The 17,847-nt window shown below is 39.8% G+C and carries 14 protein-coding genes and 1 pseudogene; 11 read left to right on the forward strand and 4 right to left on the reverse strand.

All coding sequences use genetic code 11. The features are described 5' to 3' along the window. Window positions 1-61: 61 nt before the first annotated feature. On the reverse strand, window positions 62-3,646 hold the full coding sequence (recC, locus tag HC725_RS01370) for an exodeoxyribonuclease V subunit gamma (RefSeq protein WP_190329961.1): 3,585 nt from the start codon (window positions 3,644-3,646) through the stop codon (window positions 62-64). A 98-nt stretch (window positions 3,647-3,744) separates the two neighbouring features. Here recC and HC725_RS01375 point away from each other — a divergent pair, with 98 nt between their 5' ends. After that, window positions 3,745-4,647, forward strand: a complete 903-nt coding sequence (locus HC725_RS01375) for a LysR substrate-binding domain-containing protein (protein WP_190329962.1) — start codon at window positions 3,745-3,747, stop codon at window positions 4,645-4,647. Between the two features lie 37 nt (window positions 4,648-4,684). Here HC725_RS01375 and HC725_RS01380 read toward each other — a convergent pair whose 3' ends face one another. The 3 genes from HC725_RS01380 to HC725_RS01390 form a co-directional block, all read right to left on the reverse strand. Beyond that, window positions 4,685-5,068: a cytochrome b562 gene (locus tag HC725_RS01380; protein WP_190329963.1), complete on the reverse strand. Its 384-nt coding sequence runs from the start codon at window positions 5,066-5,068 to the stop codon at window positions 4,685-4,687. Window positions 5,069-5,272: 204 nt separating this feature from the next. Further along, on the reverse strand, window positions 5,273-5,650 hold the full coding sequence (locus HC725_RS01385; RefSeq protein ID WP_190329964.1) for a carboxymuconolactone decarboxylase family protein: 378 nt from the start codon (window positions 5,648-5,650) through the stop codon (window positions 5,273-5,275). A 58-nt stretch (window positions 5,651-5,708) separates the two neighbouring features. Further along, entirely contained in the window at window positions 5,709-6,065 is a 357-nt protein-coding gene (locus HC725_RS01390; protein ID WP_190329965.1) for a MerR family transcriptional regulator, read from the reverse strand. Between the two features lie 507 nt (window positions 6,066-6,572). Between HC725_RS01390 and HC725_RS01395 the strand changes: the two genes are divergently transcribed. The 10 genes and pseudogenes from HC725_RS01395 to HC725_RS01440 all read left to right on the forward strand — a co-directional run bounded on the left by HC725_RS01395 (window position 6,573) and on the right by HC725_RS01440 (window position 17,787). After that, window positions 6,573-6,875 carry a YebG family protein gene (locus tag HC725_RS01395; RefSeq protein ID WP_190329966.1) on the forward strand — a complete coding sequence of 101 codons (303 nt, stop codon included), beginning with the start codon at window positions 6,573-6,575 and terminating at the stop codon, window positions 6,873-6,875. Window positions 6,876-7,117: 242 nt separating this feature from the next. Next, window positions 7,118-7,717, forward strand: a complete 600-nt coding sequence (locus tag HC725_RS01400) for an acetate uptake transporter (RefSeq protein ID WP_190329967.1) — start codon at window positions 7,118-7,120, stop codon at window positions 7,715-7,717. Window positions 7,718-7,863: 146 nt separating this feature from the next. After that, the gene (dapD, locus tag HC725_RS01405) at window positions 7,864-8,895 is read left to right on the forward strand and encodes a 2,3,4,5-tetrahydropyridine-2,6-dicarboxylate N-succinyltransferase (RefSeq protein ID WP_190329968.1); all 1,032 of its coding nucleotides are present in this window, start codon (window positions 7,864-7,866) and stop codon (window positions 8,893-8,895) included. A gap of 262 nt (window positions 8,896-9,157) precedes the next feature. Continuing rightward, window positions 9,158-10,366, forward strand: coding sequence for a nicotinate phosphoribosyltransferase (pncB, locus tag HC725_RS01410; RefSeq protein WP_190329969.1), 1,209 nt, complete (start codon window positions 9,158-9,160; stop codon window positions 10,364-10,366). A 119-nt stretch (window positions 10,367-10,485) separates the two neighbouring features. Continuing rightward, window positions 10,486-11,622, forward strand: a complete 1,137-nt coding sequence (locus HC725_RS01415) for a sugar diacid recognition domain-containing protein (RefSeq protein ID WP_190329970.1) — start codon at window positions 10,486-10,488, stop codon at window positions 11,620-11,622. Window positions 11,623-11,803: 181 nt separating this feature from the next. Further along, a pseudogene (locus tag HC725_RS01420) lies at window positions 11,804-11,986 on the forward strand (GntT/GntP/DsdX family permease); the annotation flags it as partial. Between the two features lie 19 nt (window positions 11,987-12,005). Then, window positions 12,006-13,142, forward strand: a complete 1,137-nt coding sequence (locus HC725_RS01425; RefSeq protein ID WP_190329971.1) for a glycerate kinase — start codon at window positions 12,006-12,008, stop codon at window positions 13,140-13,142. Window positions 13,143-13,452: 310 nt separating this feature from the next. Then, entirely contained in the window at window positions 13,453-13,596 is a 144-nt protein-coding gene (locus HC725_RS01430) for a hypothetical protein (protein WP_190329972.1), read from the forward strand. A gap of 6 nt (window positions 13,597-13,602) precedes the next feature. Then, a complete protein-coding gene (locus tag HC725_RS01435; RefSeq protein WP_190329973.1) occupies window positions 13,603-15,771 on the forward strand; it encodes a phosphocholine-specific phospholipase C in 2,169 nt (722 codons plus the stop codon). Window positions 15,772-16,107: 336 nt separating this feature from the next. Further along, the gene (locus tag HC725_RS01440; protein WP_190329974.1) at window positions 16,108-17,787 is read left to right on the forward strand and encodes an AMP-binding protein; all 1,680 of its coding nucleotides are present in this window, start codon (window positions 16,108-16,110) and stop codon (window positions 17,785-17,787) included. Window positions 17,788-17,847 lie beyond the last annotated feature (60 nt).

Genomic DNA, 17,847 nt, shown 5'->3' on the forward strand with positions numbered 1-17,847 from the left:
ATATAAAATACCTCGTTTCTTGCCGCCAGCCGTACCCTACAGTGCGCTGGCGGTTTTTATTTTATACTTGTATTTTTCTAACTTGATCAAGCATCGGCTTTAAAACATCCACGCCTAATTCTAACAATTCATCCGCAAGCTCTGGTGTCCACTGCTTCCAAATACGTTGGATATAGTCATCGCTTCCTTCACCGGCAAAGGTATAACCATCTTGGAAGGTTTTTTCCATCACTTTAGTTGCTATCTCTTGTGCCTCAGGTGAATCCAATCCAACCCAAGTCGAATCTGCGCTGCCCCAATTGGATTTTAAAAATCCATTTTCAACTCCAGCCATGGCCGTTTTAGGAACAAACCATAATGGAGAGTTCAGACCTTGATAATATAAACCGACTAAATGAGTTAATTGATTAAGGGCCTCATTTTTATCCATCGCTTTAAATTGAATATGTTGTAAGCCATCCTTATTAGACAGCCCCAATAAATCACTGATTTGTGGATAACCACTGGCGTTCATACATAAATGCTCTAACCAACAACTCATCATGGTCACGCAGTGTAATGAACCAGTACGATAACGCACCAAACTTGGTTGACCTGCTGAAGCATAAAGACCATTTAACCAGCCAACAATTTTATGTGGGTAAGACACGCCATCAAGCTCGATATCAATCGCCAGGTCAATTTCAATATCTTCTAATGGTTTCTCGATCAATTGCGCTAAAGATTGGGTTAATGGTTCCACTTTATTTATTAATTGTTGTGACGCTAACTGACCAAACTCCGCTAAAGGCAGTTTTCCTTGTGCTTTGTTCTCAGCAATAAATCGCTCAGCTACAGAATTAAAGTCAGTATTTAAACCACAATGATTAGGTGAGGATTGAACTTCCAACCAAGATTGAAGTAAGTGCTCGCTTAGCTGGTAAGATTCTAAACCATTAAAACTAAATGGCTCATCATCTAAAGAGTTAGACCACGCGGCACTGCCATCAAAATAACTTTTCAGACGATGATTAAAAAAATAACGCACAGGTAAACGCCAAAAACGCTGCAAGGATTGTAAGTCTAATGAATACACACCTAAATGGTTAGGTTCAAGTTGAGATATGTAAGAATCGAGTTCAACCTCATTGCGTCTATTTTCCGCTTTAGAACCCTGTAACTGTTGAGATTTTGCCACCGGCAGCCATTCTTTAGCATAGCTCGCAATGTCCGCATTTTTTCCATCGAATGAAGCAGTAAAGGCACTTGGACTAAATGGCACTAACGGATGCTGATGTCGAATGGCATTGATAGCCGCCAATCCAGATTCATCACTGGGTAAGTGTTCACTACCAGAAAGTGCGTAGTTTTGCTGGCAGTATTCGAGTAATTCTGCCACCAACACCGACGGTTCTTTATCGCTGTTATCTTGAATAGAACGTCCGACATAGCTGATGTATAAAATTTGTTGGGCCGATTGCAGCGCCTCTAAAAATAAGTAACGGTCATCATCTCGGCGTGAACGATCCCCGGGGCGAGCTCGTCCTGCAATTAAATCAAAACTTTCAGGGCTAACGCTGCGAGGATACAAACCATCATTCATTCCGAGTAAACAAACTGTTTTAAATGGAATAGAGCGCATTGGCATTAAGGTACAAAAGTTAACTTGTCCAGCTAAAAATCGCTGACTCACTTTCGAGCTAGATAAATGATTCATCAAATATTGTTCTAATACTTGAGGCGAAATGTCATCGCTCACACCAGCATCTTCGAGCTGCTGTTGTAATTGCTGCAAACAATGGCGAATCGAAGTAAGGACACTCTCTCCTTCTAAATCCACCAAGAAAAAATCATCTAGCAACGTAAATAAGCAATGCTGCCAATCCGCAAAAGATTGAGTTTGGATCAACCGATCACGATAGTGCTGTAAACGTGAGACAAATTCCGCTAGCTTTCCGGCAAGCTCTGCATCCATACCTTGCACTTCATCAAATGGGGCAATACTTCCTTCTGAATCTAAAAACAAACCCGCTTGTTCCGATATCGCATAACCAAGCAACATGCGTTCAATACCAAATAACCAAGTATTATTTTTTTGGTTCGGCAACTCAAATTGTTGTGCGGTGCTCTCATCCAATCCCCAGCGAATACCGACTTGTTCAACCCAAGATGTCACACGTTCAAACTCTTCAGGTTTAATACCAAATCTCGCCATCACAGCAGGAACCTCAAGCAGTTCAAGCAATTCAGACGCTTGGCAACGCAACTTCGGCAATGCCAGTAAATTCATAAAAGCTTGCAGAATCGGGTTTTCTTGGTCGACGCTACGATCGGAAATGGAATACGGAATAAAACGCTCGTTGGGCGCATTACCAAACACCGCCTGAATCGCGTGGCTATACGCATTAATGTCCGCCACCATCACAATAATATCGCGTGGCTTTATGCTCGGATCTGCATCAAACATCGCCAGTAATCGGTCATGCAGCACTTCCACTTCACGCATTGGACTATGACAAACATGCAGCTGAAATGATGCATCATTTGGCTCGACCACAGGTTTATGGATACTAGTTTCTAGCTTCTCGTCATCTTGATGCTCGTGCAGTTCCAAAATATCGGCTTGAATATGTTGCAACAAATTTGTGGTCTTAATATCAACAAAAGCATCGATTTCATTGGCTTCAAGTTGTGATAATAAATACAAATTATCACGCCCTAACTTTCCCATCGACGCCAATAAACTATTACCAACCGCATCTTCCGTATGCAATTGCTGCCATTCTTGTTGCGCATTTTGTTCAATACTGCCTTTAAGTTGTGGTACTAATTCGCCCAGTTCAGATCTATCTTGCAACCAATGCATTTTTTGACGGTTTTTGGCCTCAAGTTTAGCCAAATACTTACGATCTTTGATATCCCCCCAATAAAAACGGCAAGGGTTGGTAAACATTAAGTGCACATCAATGTGCTTACCCAGCTCATGTAAAGCGTCCATATAACGTGGCGGAAGAGCAGTAATACCAAACACAAATAGCCGAGGTGGTAACCCTTGTGGGCATTCCAACATAGTGTCGAGTGTTTCAATAAAATGGTCATAAAGATTGGCACGATGATAAGGTGATTGACCCAAAGCAACGGTTTGATCATACAAAGCTTGCCACAATAATGGTTGCCACGGATGCTCACCATTGAGTTCATCTACAACTTCCCCAGCTTCCCACGTTGCAATCCATTCCGGGCGATAAACTAAGTATCCATCAAAGGTATCCGCAATTTTTTCAGCTAATTGATAGCACTTAGATTGGTCATTATCATCTTGTAAATACTGTTTTAACGGCGCGAATTCCGGCTGTTCTAATTGCAATGGCAACAGCTGCATCAGTTTCCATGTCATCGCCTCTTTGTTAAAAGCGCTGCGTTTAGGCACATCCGTAAGAACTCTGGTAAACATGTCCCAGATAAACGTAGCAGGAAGAGGAAAGGTTAAATTGGCGGCAACACCAAACTCTTGCGCCATTTCCATCTTTAACCATTGTGACATTCCTGGACTTTGCACCAAAATTTGCTCTGAATCGAATGGATTTTGCAGAGGATTTAAGCGGATAAGTTCCACTAATAATGATTTAAGAACATCAACTTGATTGGAATGGTAAATGGTAAACACAAGGCACCTGACAACAATTTCTGTGGGATAACAAAAGACTACCATAAAATTGTTTTTTATCCCTATACGCTTCATACTTTCGGCTTCAGATATGAAGGATGTCTATGAATATCACACTCAAGCAGATCAAAGTATTTGCGACCATCACCAAGCACAAAACGCTAACGGTTTCGGCTGAAAAGTTATTTTTATCCAAAGCAGCGGTCAGCTTGTCTTTAGCGGAATTAGAAAAGCAGTTAGGACATCCTTTATTTGATCGTGTAAATAATCGTTTGGTCCTCAATCAAGAAGGTAAGCGCTTACTACCTCTTGCTGATGAATTGCTCCACAGAACAGAAGATATTGGCGATCTTTTTCAACGAAGCAATACGCTTAATGGTGAATTAAAACTCGGTGCTAGCGATACTATTGGCAATCACCTTGCCCCTTACCTTCTACGAGATTTTCGCCAACAAACACAACATAAACAACAGAGCTTATTCATTTCGAATACGGCGTTAATTTGCCAAAAATTGATCGATTATCAGCTCGATATTGGTTTGATCGAAGGGAAAATTCAGTCGGAACAAATCTTAGCCAAAGAATGGGGCCAAGATGAAATGTGCGTGGTGTGCTCACCCGACCACCCACTATCTCAGAAACCAGAAATATTAATGCGTGATTTAGAGTCAACCACATGGCTACTACGAGAAGCTGGTTCAGGGACTCGAGAGTTTTTCTTGCGCACCATCGCGCCAAGACTAGAAAACTGGCACGAGGCTTTTCAGCTTAATACTACTGAGGCTATTTTAAATGCCACCACTGCCAATCTTGGCCTTGCGTGTTTATCTCGCTTGGCTGCGCATTCCGCGATTGAAAGCAAACGAGTGGTAGAACTCCCCTTGCCACTCGATATGACACGCCGATTCTGGTTACTGGTACATACAGAAAAATACCAAAGCCCACTGTTGAAAAGCTTTATTGATTTTAGTTCTGAATGGAAACAGCCTAAGCATGATTAGTTATATCCACTTAATCTAATTAGACAATTCACACACCTTAACCGAACAATTTACTCCAGATGCTTGGGTTGCGCTTGCCATGATATTCAATACGAAGTTTGTCGACTTGGCGTAGCTCTTGCTGTGCTTGAGCAAGCTCCCCAGCTTCCAGATCTGCCTCTACATTATTCAGTGCGACCGTTAGTTTATTGAACCCTTCTAAATACAAATCTTGTTTTTCTGGCGGATAAGTACCTAATTTTGCTTTATTGATCAAGTTTGTCAGGTTGGTAACTGGTACTTGCATCTCACTAATACTCTTCGCTTCAGCCGCATGCTTAAATTCGAGTTTCATTTCTTTCATGGTGGCTTTCAGATCCGATCCAGCAGCATACACATTTGCGGTAATCAATAAGGCAATAAATGGAATTAATTTTTTCATAGCACAACTTTCTTTGGTATTTGAATGAGGATGGGAGTGTAACGAAAGCTGCTAATTGGACACAAGCAGAACTTGTATTAAGGTGTTACAGCATGAACTGATATGGTTCTTTTGCGTAAAGTAATTGAAGTTGCAGTAAAATGGCAAGCAAGGATCTATCCCATCAAACTGCAACGGCTATTTTAAGTAAGGCGAGCACTTTTATTACGCTGCTCTCTCAACCAATACCTGTTTAAAAGCAAACATCCCATTTAAGGCGGCTGGAAAACCGGCATAAACCGACATCTGCAATATGACTTCTTTTATTTCATCCTCACTGCAACCAACATTAAGCGCTGCATTCAAATGAACTTTAAGTTGAGGAGTACAATTTCCTAGTGCCGTTAATGCAGCAACCGTGGCGATTTCTCGAGATTTTAAATCCAACCCAGAACGGGAGTAAATATCCCCAAAGGGAAATTCAATTATATATTTGGCTAAATCGGGGCAAATATCTTGCAAGCTTTCGATGACACTTGTACCAGCCTCACTATCAATACTAGTGAGTAATTCTAAACCTGAATCAAAACGTGATTTTGTCATTGGTGTGTTCCTGTTTTATGAGTACAGGCACACCATACAAGTTAGAGTGAACTCTAAGTCAATCGACTTTTCCACTTTTATAAAGATTTATCTTATCTTCTAAAGCATGCAGATGTTTTTGTTGTTGATCGATATGAGCCCTCAAATTTTCTTTATGTTGCTCCAATAATATTTGGCGCAACATGACAGATTCAGATCCAACCTCCCTCAACTTTGCATACTCCAAAATCTCTTCAAGAGGCATTGCTGTTTCTTTTAAACGCTTGATAAAACTGATCCACTTAAAATCCATCGAACTATATACTCGATGCCCACTGCTATTTCTCTGAACATTTTTAAGCAAACCGATTTTTTCGTAATACCGTAAAGTATGAGGAGACAACTCCACCAAACTAGAAAATTCACTCATGTTCATAATCTTGCCTCTGAGTTTTGTTTATTTAAAGCTGGGTGTTTTAGTTTTTGTACAAAAGTATTTAGACAACGCATTAAATTATCAAGTCAATTAGTCCATGTATAAAAAATTCACGACCTGTTATAGCGCAACTACAGTTAATTAGCATAAAGATCTGATAAACCCGAACTGACTTTATACACGATCGCAGATCATCAATTAGTTTATGAGGATAATAAACCTTAACTATCGATTTTTTGAAGCGTGTAATCGGTTTAATGTGATAAAGAAAGCGAGAAACCAAAATACTAGTCACCCTATACATGAGCATAGGCAAAGAAAAATAGTAGATCTCTCGCAGCTATTTAAGCCCTAACCGACGGCTAGAGATCCTGAATCACGTTCGCCCATCTCGGTTCATGATTACCATTTCGTAACCATCAATAAGACTTTCCCCAACTAGACAAACACACAAAAAAACTGTATAAAAAACCAGTTCAAATAAACTTATATAATACGGGGATAACCATGGCTGTAATCGTCAAGTACGTGGTGGAACGCAACGGAGAAGAGAAGATGACTTTTACTTCTAAAGCTGAAGCAGACGCTTATGACAAAATGCTCGATATCGCGGATGAGCTTTTTACTTTGCTAGAAACCAGTAAGCTGATTGAAGATGATGCGAAGAAAGAAGAATTATCTCTTTATCTTGCTCAAAACAAAGAAGAAGTACTTTATGCGCTCGGTGCTAAACGTAAACCTGCACCGAAAAAAGCCAAAAAAGAAACCGTAGAAGAACCAGCTTCTAACGATGATGAGCAAGTGGCTTAATATCCATCCCATTTTTTGCTCTCATTAATCAAAAGGCAATAACAGCACACGCCGTTATTGCCTTTATTGTTTATGATGAACGCACTTTATAGTTTCAATTCACAGTATTAACGGTCCTATTTTTCAGTTGGCTTTTCACTGCAAATAAGATATTGTATACAATTGATTGCAAAATTGTTTACAAAACTCCATTTCAATGATATTAGTATTCGTATGTTCAATTACTAATCATCCCGCAAACTATGAAAAACGCCTCCATTGATTACACTCCACTTGGCCTATTCGGTTTTAGCATTACCAGTATTTTAATTAATTTACATGGCTTAGGCGTATTTCCATTGAATGCATTAGTGATTTCGATGGCACTCGTTTTTGGTGGCGCAACGCAATTACTGGTAGGCATGCAAGCGTATAAGCATGGTTACAGCTTTGCAGGGATCACTTTCAGTGCGTATGGTCTTTATTGGCTATCTTATGTGGGGATCTTATTGCTTCCTGCTCTTAATATCGTCCCGACACCACCCGCAGCTTTAGTGGGATCTTATTTCATTTTATGGGGCATTTTCACCAGCACGATGACCATCATTGCTCATCGTTTAACTCGACTGGATTTTGTGGTTTTTCTCAGCTTAGCCATGGTTTATTTCTTACTCGCTCTGTATCAATTTCTACCATTTTCCAGCATTAATATTTTAGCCAGTATTATGGGAATCGTTTGTGGTTGCTGTGCATTTTATTTAGCGATGACTAAAGTACTTCAACAGGAATTAGTTTTTCTGCCTTTGCCTGCCCAAATTGTTTTGCCTTCAAAAAATACTGACGTTCAACAAGAACATTTATAAGAAACCGTCATCAATTGTGATTATTTTCACTTCAAGCCTTTCCACTCAGGCAAGCAATCATTATGATTGGCTTAACAACATTACATTCAATGGGCAACCTGATTGATCATACCAGCCCACTATTTTGACATGGAGAGACATCTTAAATGGCTAATTTCGCACTTGCCTTCGGCACCGCAACCAAAAACCGTGACGGTAAAATCATTGAAGCATTCTTCCCTCACCCAGTATTAAACCCATCTGATGCTTTAGTTGCTGCCGTTTCTCAAGTTACTGGCTACAAACAAGGTAACCAAGCTATTGAGATAACATCTGAAATTGCTGCTGAGCTATCAACTGCATTTGCAGCTCAAGGTGATGTTGCCAATGCTGACTTTGCAGAAAGAGCAACTCAGGCGTCAGCGGCATTAGTGTTAGTTATTTTAGCGACTGATGAGCAACCAACCTCTGTTGCTGAAGGTTTCTTGAAGCTACAATTAATCTCCCACCGTCTAGCCAAACCACACGGTATTGTGCTTGATGGTATCTTTGGTTTACTGCATAACATTGCTTGGACAAACCAAGGTCCAATCGATTTACCTGAACTTGCAAGTCGTCAAATTGAAGCTCGTCTTAATGGTGAAGTGATCACTGTCGATTGCGTCGATAAATTCCCTAAAATGGTGGATTACATTGTTCCAACGGGTGTGCGTATTGCAGATACTTCACGCGTTCGTCTTGGTGCTCATGTGGGTGAAGGCACAACGGTTATGCATGAAGGCTTTATTAACTTCAACGCTGGTACAACAGGTGTAAGCATGGTTGAAGGACGTATCTCAGCTGGCGTTATGGTTGGTGAAGGTTCGGATATCGGTGGCGGTGCCTCTATTATGGGTACTCTTTCTGGCGGTGGTAAGGTTGTTATTAAGATTGGCGAAAACAGCCTACTTGGTGCCAATGCAGGCCTTGGTTTCCCATTAGGTGATCGCTGTACGATTGAGTCTGGCCTTTACATCACAGCCGGTACTAAAGTAACCATGCTTGATGCTTCTGGTAATGAAGTTGAAGTAGCAAAAGCACGCGACCTTGCGGGTACACCGGATCTTCTATTCCGCCGTAACTCTGTGACGGGAAAAATTGAATGCTTAACCAATAAATCTGCGGTTGAGCTAAACAGTGAGTTGCACAGCAATAACTAAATTCAAGTTATTAGGCGTAAAGATCACCATAGACTAAAAGCTAGTTAATTTATTTAATCTGTACAAGTTAATCAATTGAAACCCCAGACTTATTCTGGGGTTTTTTATATAAAAAATAAGGAAGGAATACGATAATATAAAAGCTTTTAGATCATCGTAGGCCAATTGACTTTAAGATTAAATACGATTTCAAACTGACAATTTTTCCTATTTACAAATAGGTAGGGTAAAATGTTCAGATTATTGTAATTTGAAGATACTCATGACCCACTCTAATTCTTCGCTTCAATCCACATTGATTGATTTACCAATCATTGATTCTTTGCTCGACACCGATGCTTATAAACTGCACATGCAACAAGCGGTCTTTCATCAATATCCCAATGTCGATGTCGTCGCTGAATTTCATTGTCGTAGCCAAGAAGATCTCACCAATCTCATTGAACCATTAAAAGTGCAAATTAAAGCCTTATGCCAATTGCACTTTACGCGACCAGAAATTGACTACTTAACATCATTATCTTTCTACCAAGCCGATTACTTGGAGTATTTAACTCAATTTCAATTAAATGAAGAGACGATTGAAGTGAGTAACCAAGATGGGCAGTTAGCCGTGAAGCTGACAGGTAAATGGTTGGATGTAATTTTATGGGAAGTGCCACTGCTCGCCATCATCAGTGAATTACGATCAAAGATAAAATATCCGAACGTCAAAGTAGAAGATGCCATTCAACATCTTCAACATAAGCTCGCCATATTTAATCAAGAACAAAACACGGCTGATTTTAATTTAATTGATTTTGGTACTCGCCGTCGCTTTTCAAAAGCAGTACAAACTAAAATTGTGAGTAATCTCATTGAGTCTTGCCCACAATTGAAAGGCACGTCAAATTACGCATTGGCGTTTAAATATAATATTGCGCCTGTGGGCACTCAAGCACATGAATGGTTTCAAGCTCACCAACAGCTTTCACCAACCTTAGCTGGCTCACAAAAAATGGCACTCAATGCATGGTTGAAAGAATACCCAGAAACGCTCGGTATCGCGTTAACCGATTGCATCAATATGGATGCCTTCTTGCGTGATTTTAATGCCGATCTTTCACATCAATTTATTGGCTTACGTCATGACAGTGGCGATCCGATTGCATGGGGAGAAAAAGCCATTAACCATTATTTAAAGCTTGGTATCGATCCTCAAAGCAAACTGATCGTTTTCTCTGATGGTTTATCGCTAGAGAAAGCCGCTTCTATTTACCATCATTTTAATGGCCGAATTCAAACCAGTTTTGGAATTGGTACTAAGCTTAGCTGTGACATTCCCCATGTAGAGAGCTTAAATATCGTGTTAAAGCTGACAGCATGCCAAGGTAAACCAGTAGCAAAAATTTCTGATGAACCGGGTAAAAGCATGTGTAAAGATGAAGACTACTTACAGCAGTTAAGGCAAGCGTTTCAGTTGGCCTCATAAATCTTACGATCAAAAACCACACAATAACTGTGCAAAGTCACAATTGAACATACAAATGCTGGCAACTTCATCCTACTAAGATAATCTCAATAAACGTTATCTTAGTAAGGTCAGCCCACATGCTTCTCGACACTCAATTAGCCCAACAAATTGTTGATCGCACCATGGCGATTATTGAAACCAATATTAATGTAATGGATCAATACGGCATCATTATCAGCAGTGGCGACCCGAAACGTATTGGACAGATCCATGATGGAGCCTTATTAGCTATCAATCATGGTGATACCGTTGAAATCACAGAGCAAAGTAGCTATGGCCTCAAAGGTGTAAAACCTGGCATCAACTTATTACTTAAATTCAACCAAAACATTATTGGTGTTGTGGGAATTACCGGTCCCCCTGAAGACATTCGAAATTATGCTGCTCTAGTCAAAATGACATCGGAAATGATCATTGAACGCTCTCTGTTAATAGAACAGCTACAGTGGGATAAAAGACATGTAGAGGAGTTCATTTCATCTTGGATCAATGGCGAGTTGGATCAAAATGAAATTAATAACTGGGCACAAAGGTTAAGTCTAGATCTATCTAAACCAAGAGTTGCGGTGGTGATTGAGGTAGAACAAAATACACAAGCTAATCACTTATCAACCATTAGGCAGATTGTCGAGCTATTAGAGTTCCCTAAAAGGAACAATTTAGTTGCCGTTATTGCTATGAATGAAATCGTAGTACTTAAACCCTGTAAAGTAAGCGATCATCAGTGGGACCATAGTCATGAAAGTCAACGTATTGATGAGTTACTCGCTACATTAGATAAACATGGAATAAACAATGTTCAAATTGCTCTGGGGCAGTTTTATTCTAACCTTGCTCAACTTCCTCTCTCTTATCAAAGTGCCAAACAAGTGCTTGCCCTAGGTAAATTACACTCACCTCAAAGCAAGAAATTCCTTTTTGACGATTTACGCATTCCTGTGCTGCTCACGCCTTTAAGTAATAGTTGGCAAGGAGAACAGCTGAGACAATCTATCATAAAACTGAAAATCCACGATAAATCAGGCCAATTGATGAAAACCTTATATGCATTATTTGAGCATCAAGGCAATTTAAAACATTGCTCTGAAAGCCTCTTCATTCATCGTAACACTTTGCGCTATCGGCTTAACAAAATTGAAAATATCACTCAAATATCACCACATAATTTTAGTGGTTTAGTTGAGCTATATATTGCGTCCCAGATCACAAAGTAAATTAGACTTTGTACAAATGCACAATATTAATTATTTTTCCTCTCTAAAATTTGGAGATGCGACTAAAGCTATTTATTGGCTTATCAACAATAATATTAACTCCAATAACAACTCATCGAAATCCCAATAAGAGCGTAGTTAAAATGCTTATTTTCAATGAGAATTATAATAACGATACGGAGTTAATAAGCTTGGCGCGGGAGCAATGACCGTATCACATGCTAATGACAGTTTTTTCTGGGTTGTATCGCAATTTAGTCGTATGAGTGTTGGCTTAGCGTATCGCGCTCAAACAATGGCTACACTCGTTCAAGGAATAACATCAATGGTACTGGTTTATATTTTAAGCCTGATTTTACTGTAAACATTTAATAAGGTTCATTATGAAAATAGTTATCGCCCCTGATTCATTCAAAGAAAGCTTAACCTCTAAGCAAGTTTGCCAAGCAATCGAAGACGGTCTGCGCCGTGTCTGGCCACACGCTGAATACGTTCAAGTTCCCGTTGCCGATGGTGGAGAAGGAACGGTTCAGTCATTAATTGATGCCACTCAAGGTGAATTAATAGAGATAAGTGTAGCAGGCCCTCTCAAGACGCCTGTCAATGCTTTCTATGGACGACTAGGAGGCGATAACCGCTCTACTGCCATTATTGAAATGGCTGCGGCAAGTGGTTTGCATCATGTTAAGCCTGAACAACGAGATCCAAAACAAACCTCTAGCTTTGGCACCGGCGAATTAATCTTACATGCTTTGGATAATGGCGCTACGAAACTGATTTTAGGTTTGGGTGGCAGTGCAACCAATGATGGTGGCATGGGAATGCTAGAAGCTCTCGGGGTTCGTTTTTTAGATAATGAGCAAAATCTAATTAATAGTAACGGCCTTGGTTTAGCTAAAATACAAACCATCGATATCAGTAAACTTGATCCACGATTAGCCGATTGCGAAATCGAGATCGCGTGTGATGTTGATAATCCGCTATGCGGTGAGCATGGAGCAACGGCAACTTTTGGTAAACAAAAAGGAGCAACGATTGAAGATACTCAATTACTCGATCAAGCGCTCAATCACTATGCCAGTTTAATCGAGAGTCAACTGGGGAAATCAGTTAAAAATATTCCAGGGGCTGGCGCTGCTGGGGGATTAGGTGCTGCATTTTTAGGCTTTACTTCTGCCACCTTAAAGCCGGGTATTGAAATAGTGCTAGAGACATTAGAAATGGAGAAGCATTTAATAGGCGCTAATCTAGTCATAACAGGAGAAGGTCGAATTGACTGGCAAAGCGCCCATGGCAAAACACCTGTAGGGGTGGCTAAAGTCGCTAAACAGTACGGTATTCCGGTTATTGCTCTCGCAGGCTGCCTTGGTGACAATTATCAAGAAGTGTATAAATATGGTATCGATGCCGTTTTTGCCGCTATTCCTCGCCCCTTTGATCTCGCCACCGCTTTTGCCGAAGCTGAGATAAACATGAGTAACTTGGCTGAAAATGTCGCACGAGTTTGGCAAGTTAGCTGATATTAATCCCCTACATCAAGCATATTCTCTTTACCCCCTTTAATTAAGGGGCAGGGTAAGTATATCACCTGGTATCTTACCCATTGAGAATATTGTTTTAGTGTATTATCAGTAACTTCATTATCAAAAACCACAAGCCTCATAACTCTTCCCTTCACGATAACCCTCAACGATAACCCTCTTATCAAGACCATCATTGTATTCACTGAATCACCACTAATTTCCTAGACGCATCTTATTTAATAAAATTATCAATAAAACGTCACATACTATCATTATGGTGTTTGCACACTATTATTGAGGAAAAACCATGCCTTACAAGTTATTCATATTAGTCTTTGCAAATCTTTTATTACTTACTGCTTGTAACGACAATTCAGCAGATCAAGGTGGTGGTGATATCTCGCCAAACCCATCAGAACTTCACTGCCCACCGTCACAATCCAATGAGTAAATAATTATGAATAAAACGAGCCAACAACGACGTCAATTTTTAAAGGCATCATCTTTGACTGCTATAAGTGCAGGATTAACTACGTCTTCTTTTATACCTGCATCTATAGCAAAAGCATTAGAGATCCCCGCCAACAATGTTCATGGGAATATTAATGATATTGAACATATTGTCATTTTAATGCAGGAAAACCGTTCATTTAATCATTATTTTGGAACATTAAAAGGCGTAAGAGGGTTTGGTGACCGTCACCCTATTCCTACCGTTAATGGGAATGTTTGGCAGCAAAAATATCAGAAGTTAGGTGAAAACCGTATCCTTACCCCTTACCACCTTAATGCAAATGACGGGAATGCTCAGCGGGTAAATGGTACACCTCACACCTATCCAAATGCACAACAGGCATGGGATCTTGGGCGAATGAGCGATTGGCCAACTTATAAAGAAAAACAATCGATGGGTTATTACACTGAACAAGAACTCCCTTTTCAGTTTGCTCTCGCAAATGCATTTACGATTTGTGATGAGTATTATTGTTCTTTTCATGGCGGAACGAACCCAAATCGCCTCTTCCATTGGAGTGGTACTAATAACTCTATCAATGATGAAAACCCTCCTGCAATTACTAATAATTTCGCTTCTGTAGGCTCTTCCAATGAAGGGTATTCCTGGACAACGTATCCTGAAAGACTAGAGATTGCAGGAATAACTTGGAAGGTATATCAAAACTTACCTGATAATTTCACCGACAATCCATTAGCAGGATTTAGAGCTTACCGAGAGGCAAATGAAGAGCGAGGTAATAACTCAAACGGTTCTCCATACCCAGAATGGCATCTAGCCGACAATACTATTAATCCTTTATTGAAAGGTGTGTCGAACACAATGAACGACAAAGGATTTCTTGACTCTATCAAGGCCGATATCGCCCAAGGAATACTTCCTCAAGTGTCATGGATCATCGCTCCTGCTGAGTATTCTGAGCATCCTGGCCCTTCAAGCCCAGTACAAGGCGGTTGGTATACACAAGCCCTACTCGATATATTAACCGATTCCCCCGAAATATGGAGTAAGACAGCGTTAATCATTAACTTCGATGAAAATGACGGTTTTTTTGATCACCTTCCTCCTCCTTGTGCACCAAGCATTCAAATTAATGGGGAAATCAAAGGCAGATGCACCATTGATACGGCAGGAGAGTATCACGATCAAGATAATCCAGGGCAGCCAGCAGATAACTTGCCTTATGGTCCTGGGCCTAGAGTTCCCTGTTATGTTATTTCGCCATGGAGTCGAGGTGGATGGGTTAACTCACAAGTATTCGATCATACTTCCGTCTTACAATTTATTGAAAAACGTTTTGGTGTGGTTGAAGAGAATATCTCCCCATATCGTAGGGCAATTTGTGGTGATCTTACCTCGGCTTTTAATTTTACAACTCCCAATTCTGAATCATTACCTGAACTACCAAAAATAGATCAAGCATTAGCAAAAGAAATTAGAACATCACAAGAAGCATTACCTCAGATTAATCCACCCAGCGAAGATGAACAAACAATACCAAATCAAGAAATAGGTTACCGACCATCTCGAGCCTTACCTTATGAATTTCATGTCAATGGACGAGTTAACTCTGAAACAAGAAAAATAGAATTATCGATGAGTAATACCGGGGGAAAAGCTGCCGTTTTGCATATTTATAACATGCTTGATTTGATCAGCGGACCAAATCGGTATGCCATTAATATTGATGAAACCTTCACGGAAAATTGGCAGTCGCTTGATGACACTGATTCATACCACCTCTGGGTCTTAGGTCCGAACGGATTTCATCGTGAGTTTAAAGGTCGATATTCTGAGATCTGCAATCCCGAAGTCAGTATTTGTTATGATGTAAATATAGAATCACCGGCAGTCGTTATTGACTTAAATAATCCCTCAGAAAAGAAAGTACAACTTCAATTAGATCTATCCGTTTACGATAAAAACAAAATCATTACAATTGACTTAGAACCAAATACAAAGCAACAATATATTCAAGCTGTTGGCGGACATGCAAATTGGTACGATTTTACCGTAACAAATGAAGATCTTAATTTTAAACGTCGATACAGTGGCAGACTCGAAAATGGGCAGCACACATTTTCTGACCCGATGTTAGCAACTGGCCTTTAATATTTTATACATTTAATTAATCCCATAGCGTCATTGTTAAATCAAAATGGTATGAATGGATTAACTATAATTCCCCCTAAACTTGTTGTAATAGATTAGCTGTCATAGACAATTACTTCAGTTTAGGGTGCTTATTTATTAACATCCTCATCTTAATGTATTAGCCTAGGCAAGCTTTCTAGCCCTAACACACCTCACACCGACATAAATAGTTACACTGAAAGTAACGACTTAGCTCACACATCTAAACTGGTTGGACCTTAGTCTTCTTGTTATTTAATATCGGACAAGCTACAAATGTTAATAGCATGTAAATTCATCCAGTAAGGTGTGACTATGACTTCAAACTTAGATATAGATTTCAATACATTAATCATGCCTCATGAAAAGCTTCTTAAATGGGCAAAAGATCGACCAAATGAAATCTATTTATCTCAGCCTATTGATAGAGAAATAAAGGAATTTACATACTTTGAAGTCGTCGACCAAGCACAACGCTTAGTGACTGCATTACAAGGTTTAGGGCTAGAACCACGAGATAAAGTCGCTTTACTCTCTAAAAACTGCGCTGAATGGTTCATTTGTGATTTAGCCTTAATGCTGGGCAATTATGTTAGCGTCCCTATTTTCCCAACCGCAGGAAGCGATACGATTGAACACTGCTTAACTCATAGTGAATCCAAAGCAGTCATTGTAGGTAAGCTTGATGATAACCAAGCGACTATTGAGATATTAGCTGCTCATCCGGATATTATTTCTATTAGCTTGCCTTATCAAAATGTCCCTACTTGTAAACAAGAGTACTCAATCTTAGTCGAAAGTCATGAGGCGAGCACCGATACACCTGAGCATAAAAACGACACATTAATGTCTCTGGTTTACACCTCAGGAACGTCAGGCCTGCCGAAAGGTGCGATGCTAAATTACGGTGGTTTTGCTTGGTGCGCACAAAATATAGTGAACCATATTGGTATCGAAGAGGATGATAAATTACTATCCTATCTTCCACTTGCCCATATTACGGAGCGCGTTTATATTTTAGGTTCTTCTATGATCGGCGGAGTTCCAACTGGTTTTGTTGAAAGCTTGGATACTTTTGTTGATGACGTGAAAATTCAGCAGCCTACACTCTTTATCTCTGTCCCTCGCTTATGGACTTTATTCCAGCAGAGGATCTTAGAAAAAATGCCGCAACGTAAACTCAATATTTTGTTAGCCATTCCTTTTATTAATAGTCTAGTAAAAAAGAAAATTGCATCAGGTCTGGGACTCAATAAAGCTCGTGTACTAGGGTCTGGTTCTGCGCCAATATCTCCTTCTTTATTAAAGTGGTATCACTCGGTTGGTTTAAATATTACCGAAGCATGGGGCATGACCGAAACTTTTGCCTACAACACCATTAATTACCCATTTAGAGCCGATAAAATTGGCACCATCGGCCCTGCAGGCCCTGGTGTTGAGATTAAGATCTCAGAAGATAAAGAAATTATGGTTCGTGGCCATGGTCTCTTTGCTGGTTATTACAAGAATGACGAGTCCACTAAAGAAGCATTTAATAGTGAAGGCTGGTTGTACACTGGTGATATTGGCAGCCTAGATGATGAAGGTTATTTATCCATTGAAGGACGTAAAAAAGATACCTTTAAAACCGCTAAAGGGAAATTTGTCTCACCTGTTCCTATAGAAAAAACAATCTTTGAACATTCACGTGTCGAAATGATGTGTTTGATTGGCCTAGGATTACCTGCGCCTATTTTACTTGTGATCCCGCATGCTTTTAAAAACTTCGATAGGGCTCGTTATGAACGTAAAACAAAAAAAATCATTACCCAAATCAATCAAAACCTTGAATCTCACGCCAAAATAAAAGGTGTGTTAATGATCAAAGAACCTTGGTCAATTGAAAATAATATTTTAACGCCGACATTAAAAATCAAACGTCATGTATTAGAGAAAAAGTACCATGACATTGGTGAAAACTGGCCATCAGATCAATTGGTCGTATGGGAAGAATAAGGTCTTATATATAACTGATAAAATGAAAAAAATAGAATGTCCAAATAATATAGCCTGACT

Origin of the sequence: Vibrio sp. S17_S38 (assembly GCF_014694375.1) — a bacterium.
Taxonomy (GTDB): domain Bacteria; phylum Pseudomonadota; class Gammaproteobacteria; order Enterobacterales; family Vibrionaceae; genus Vibrio.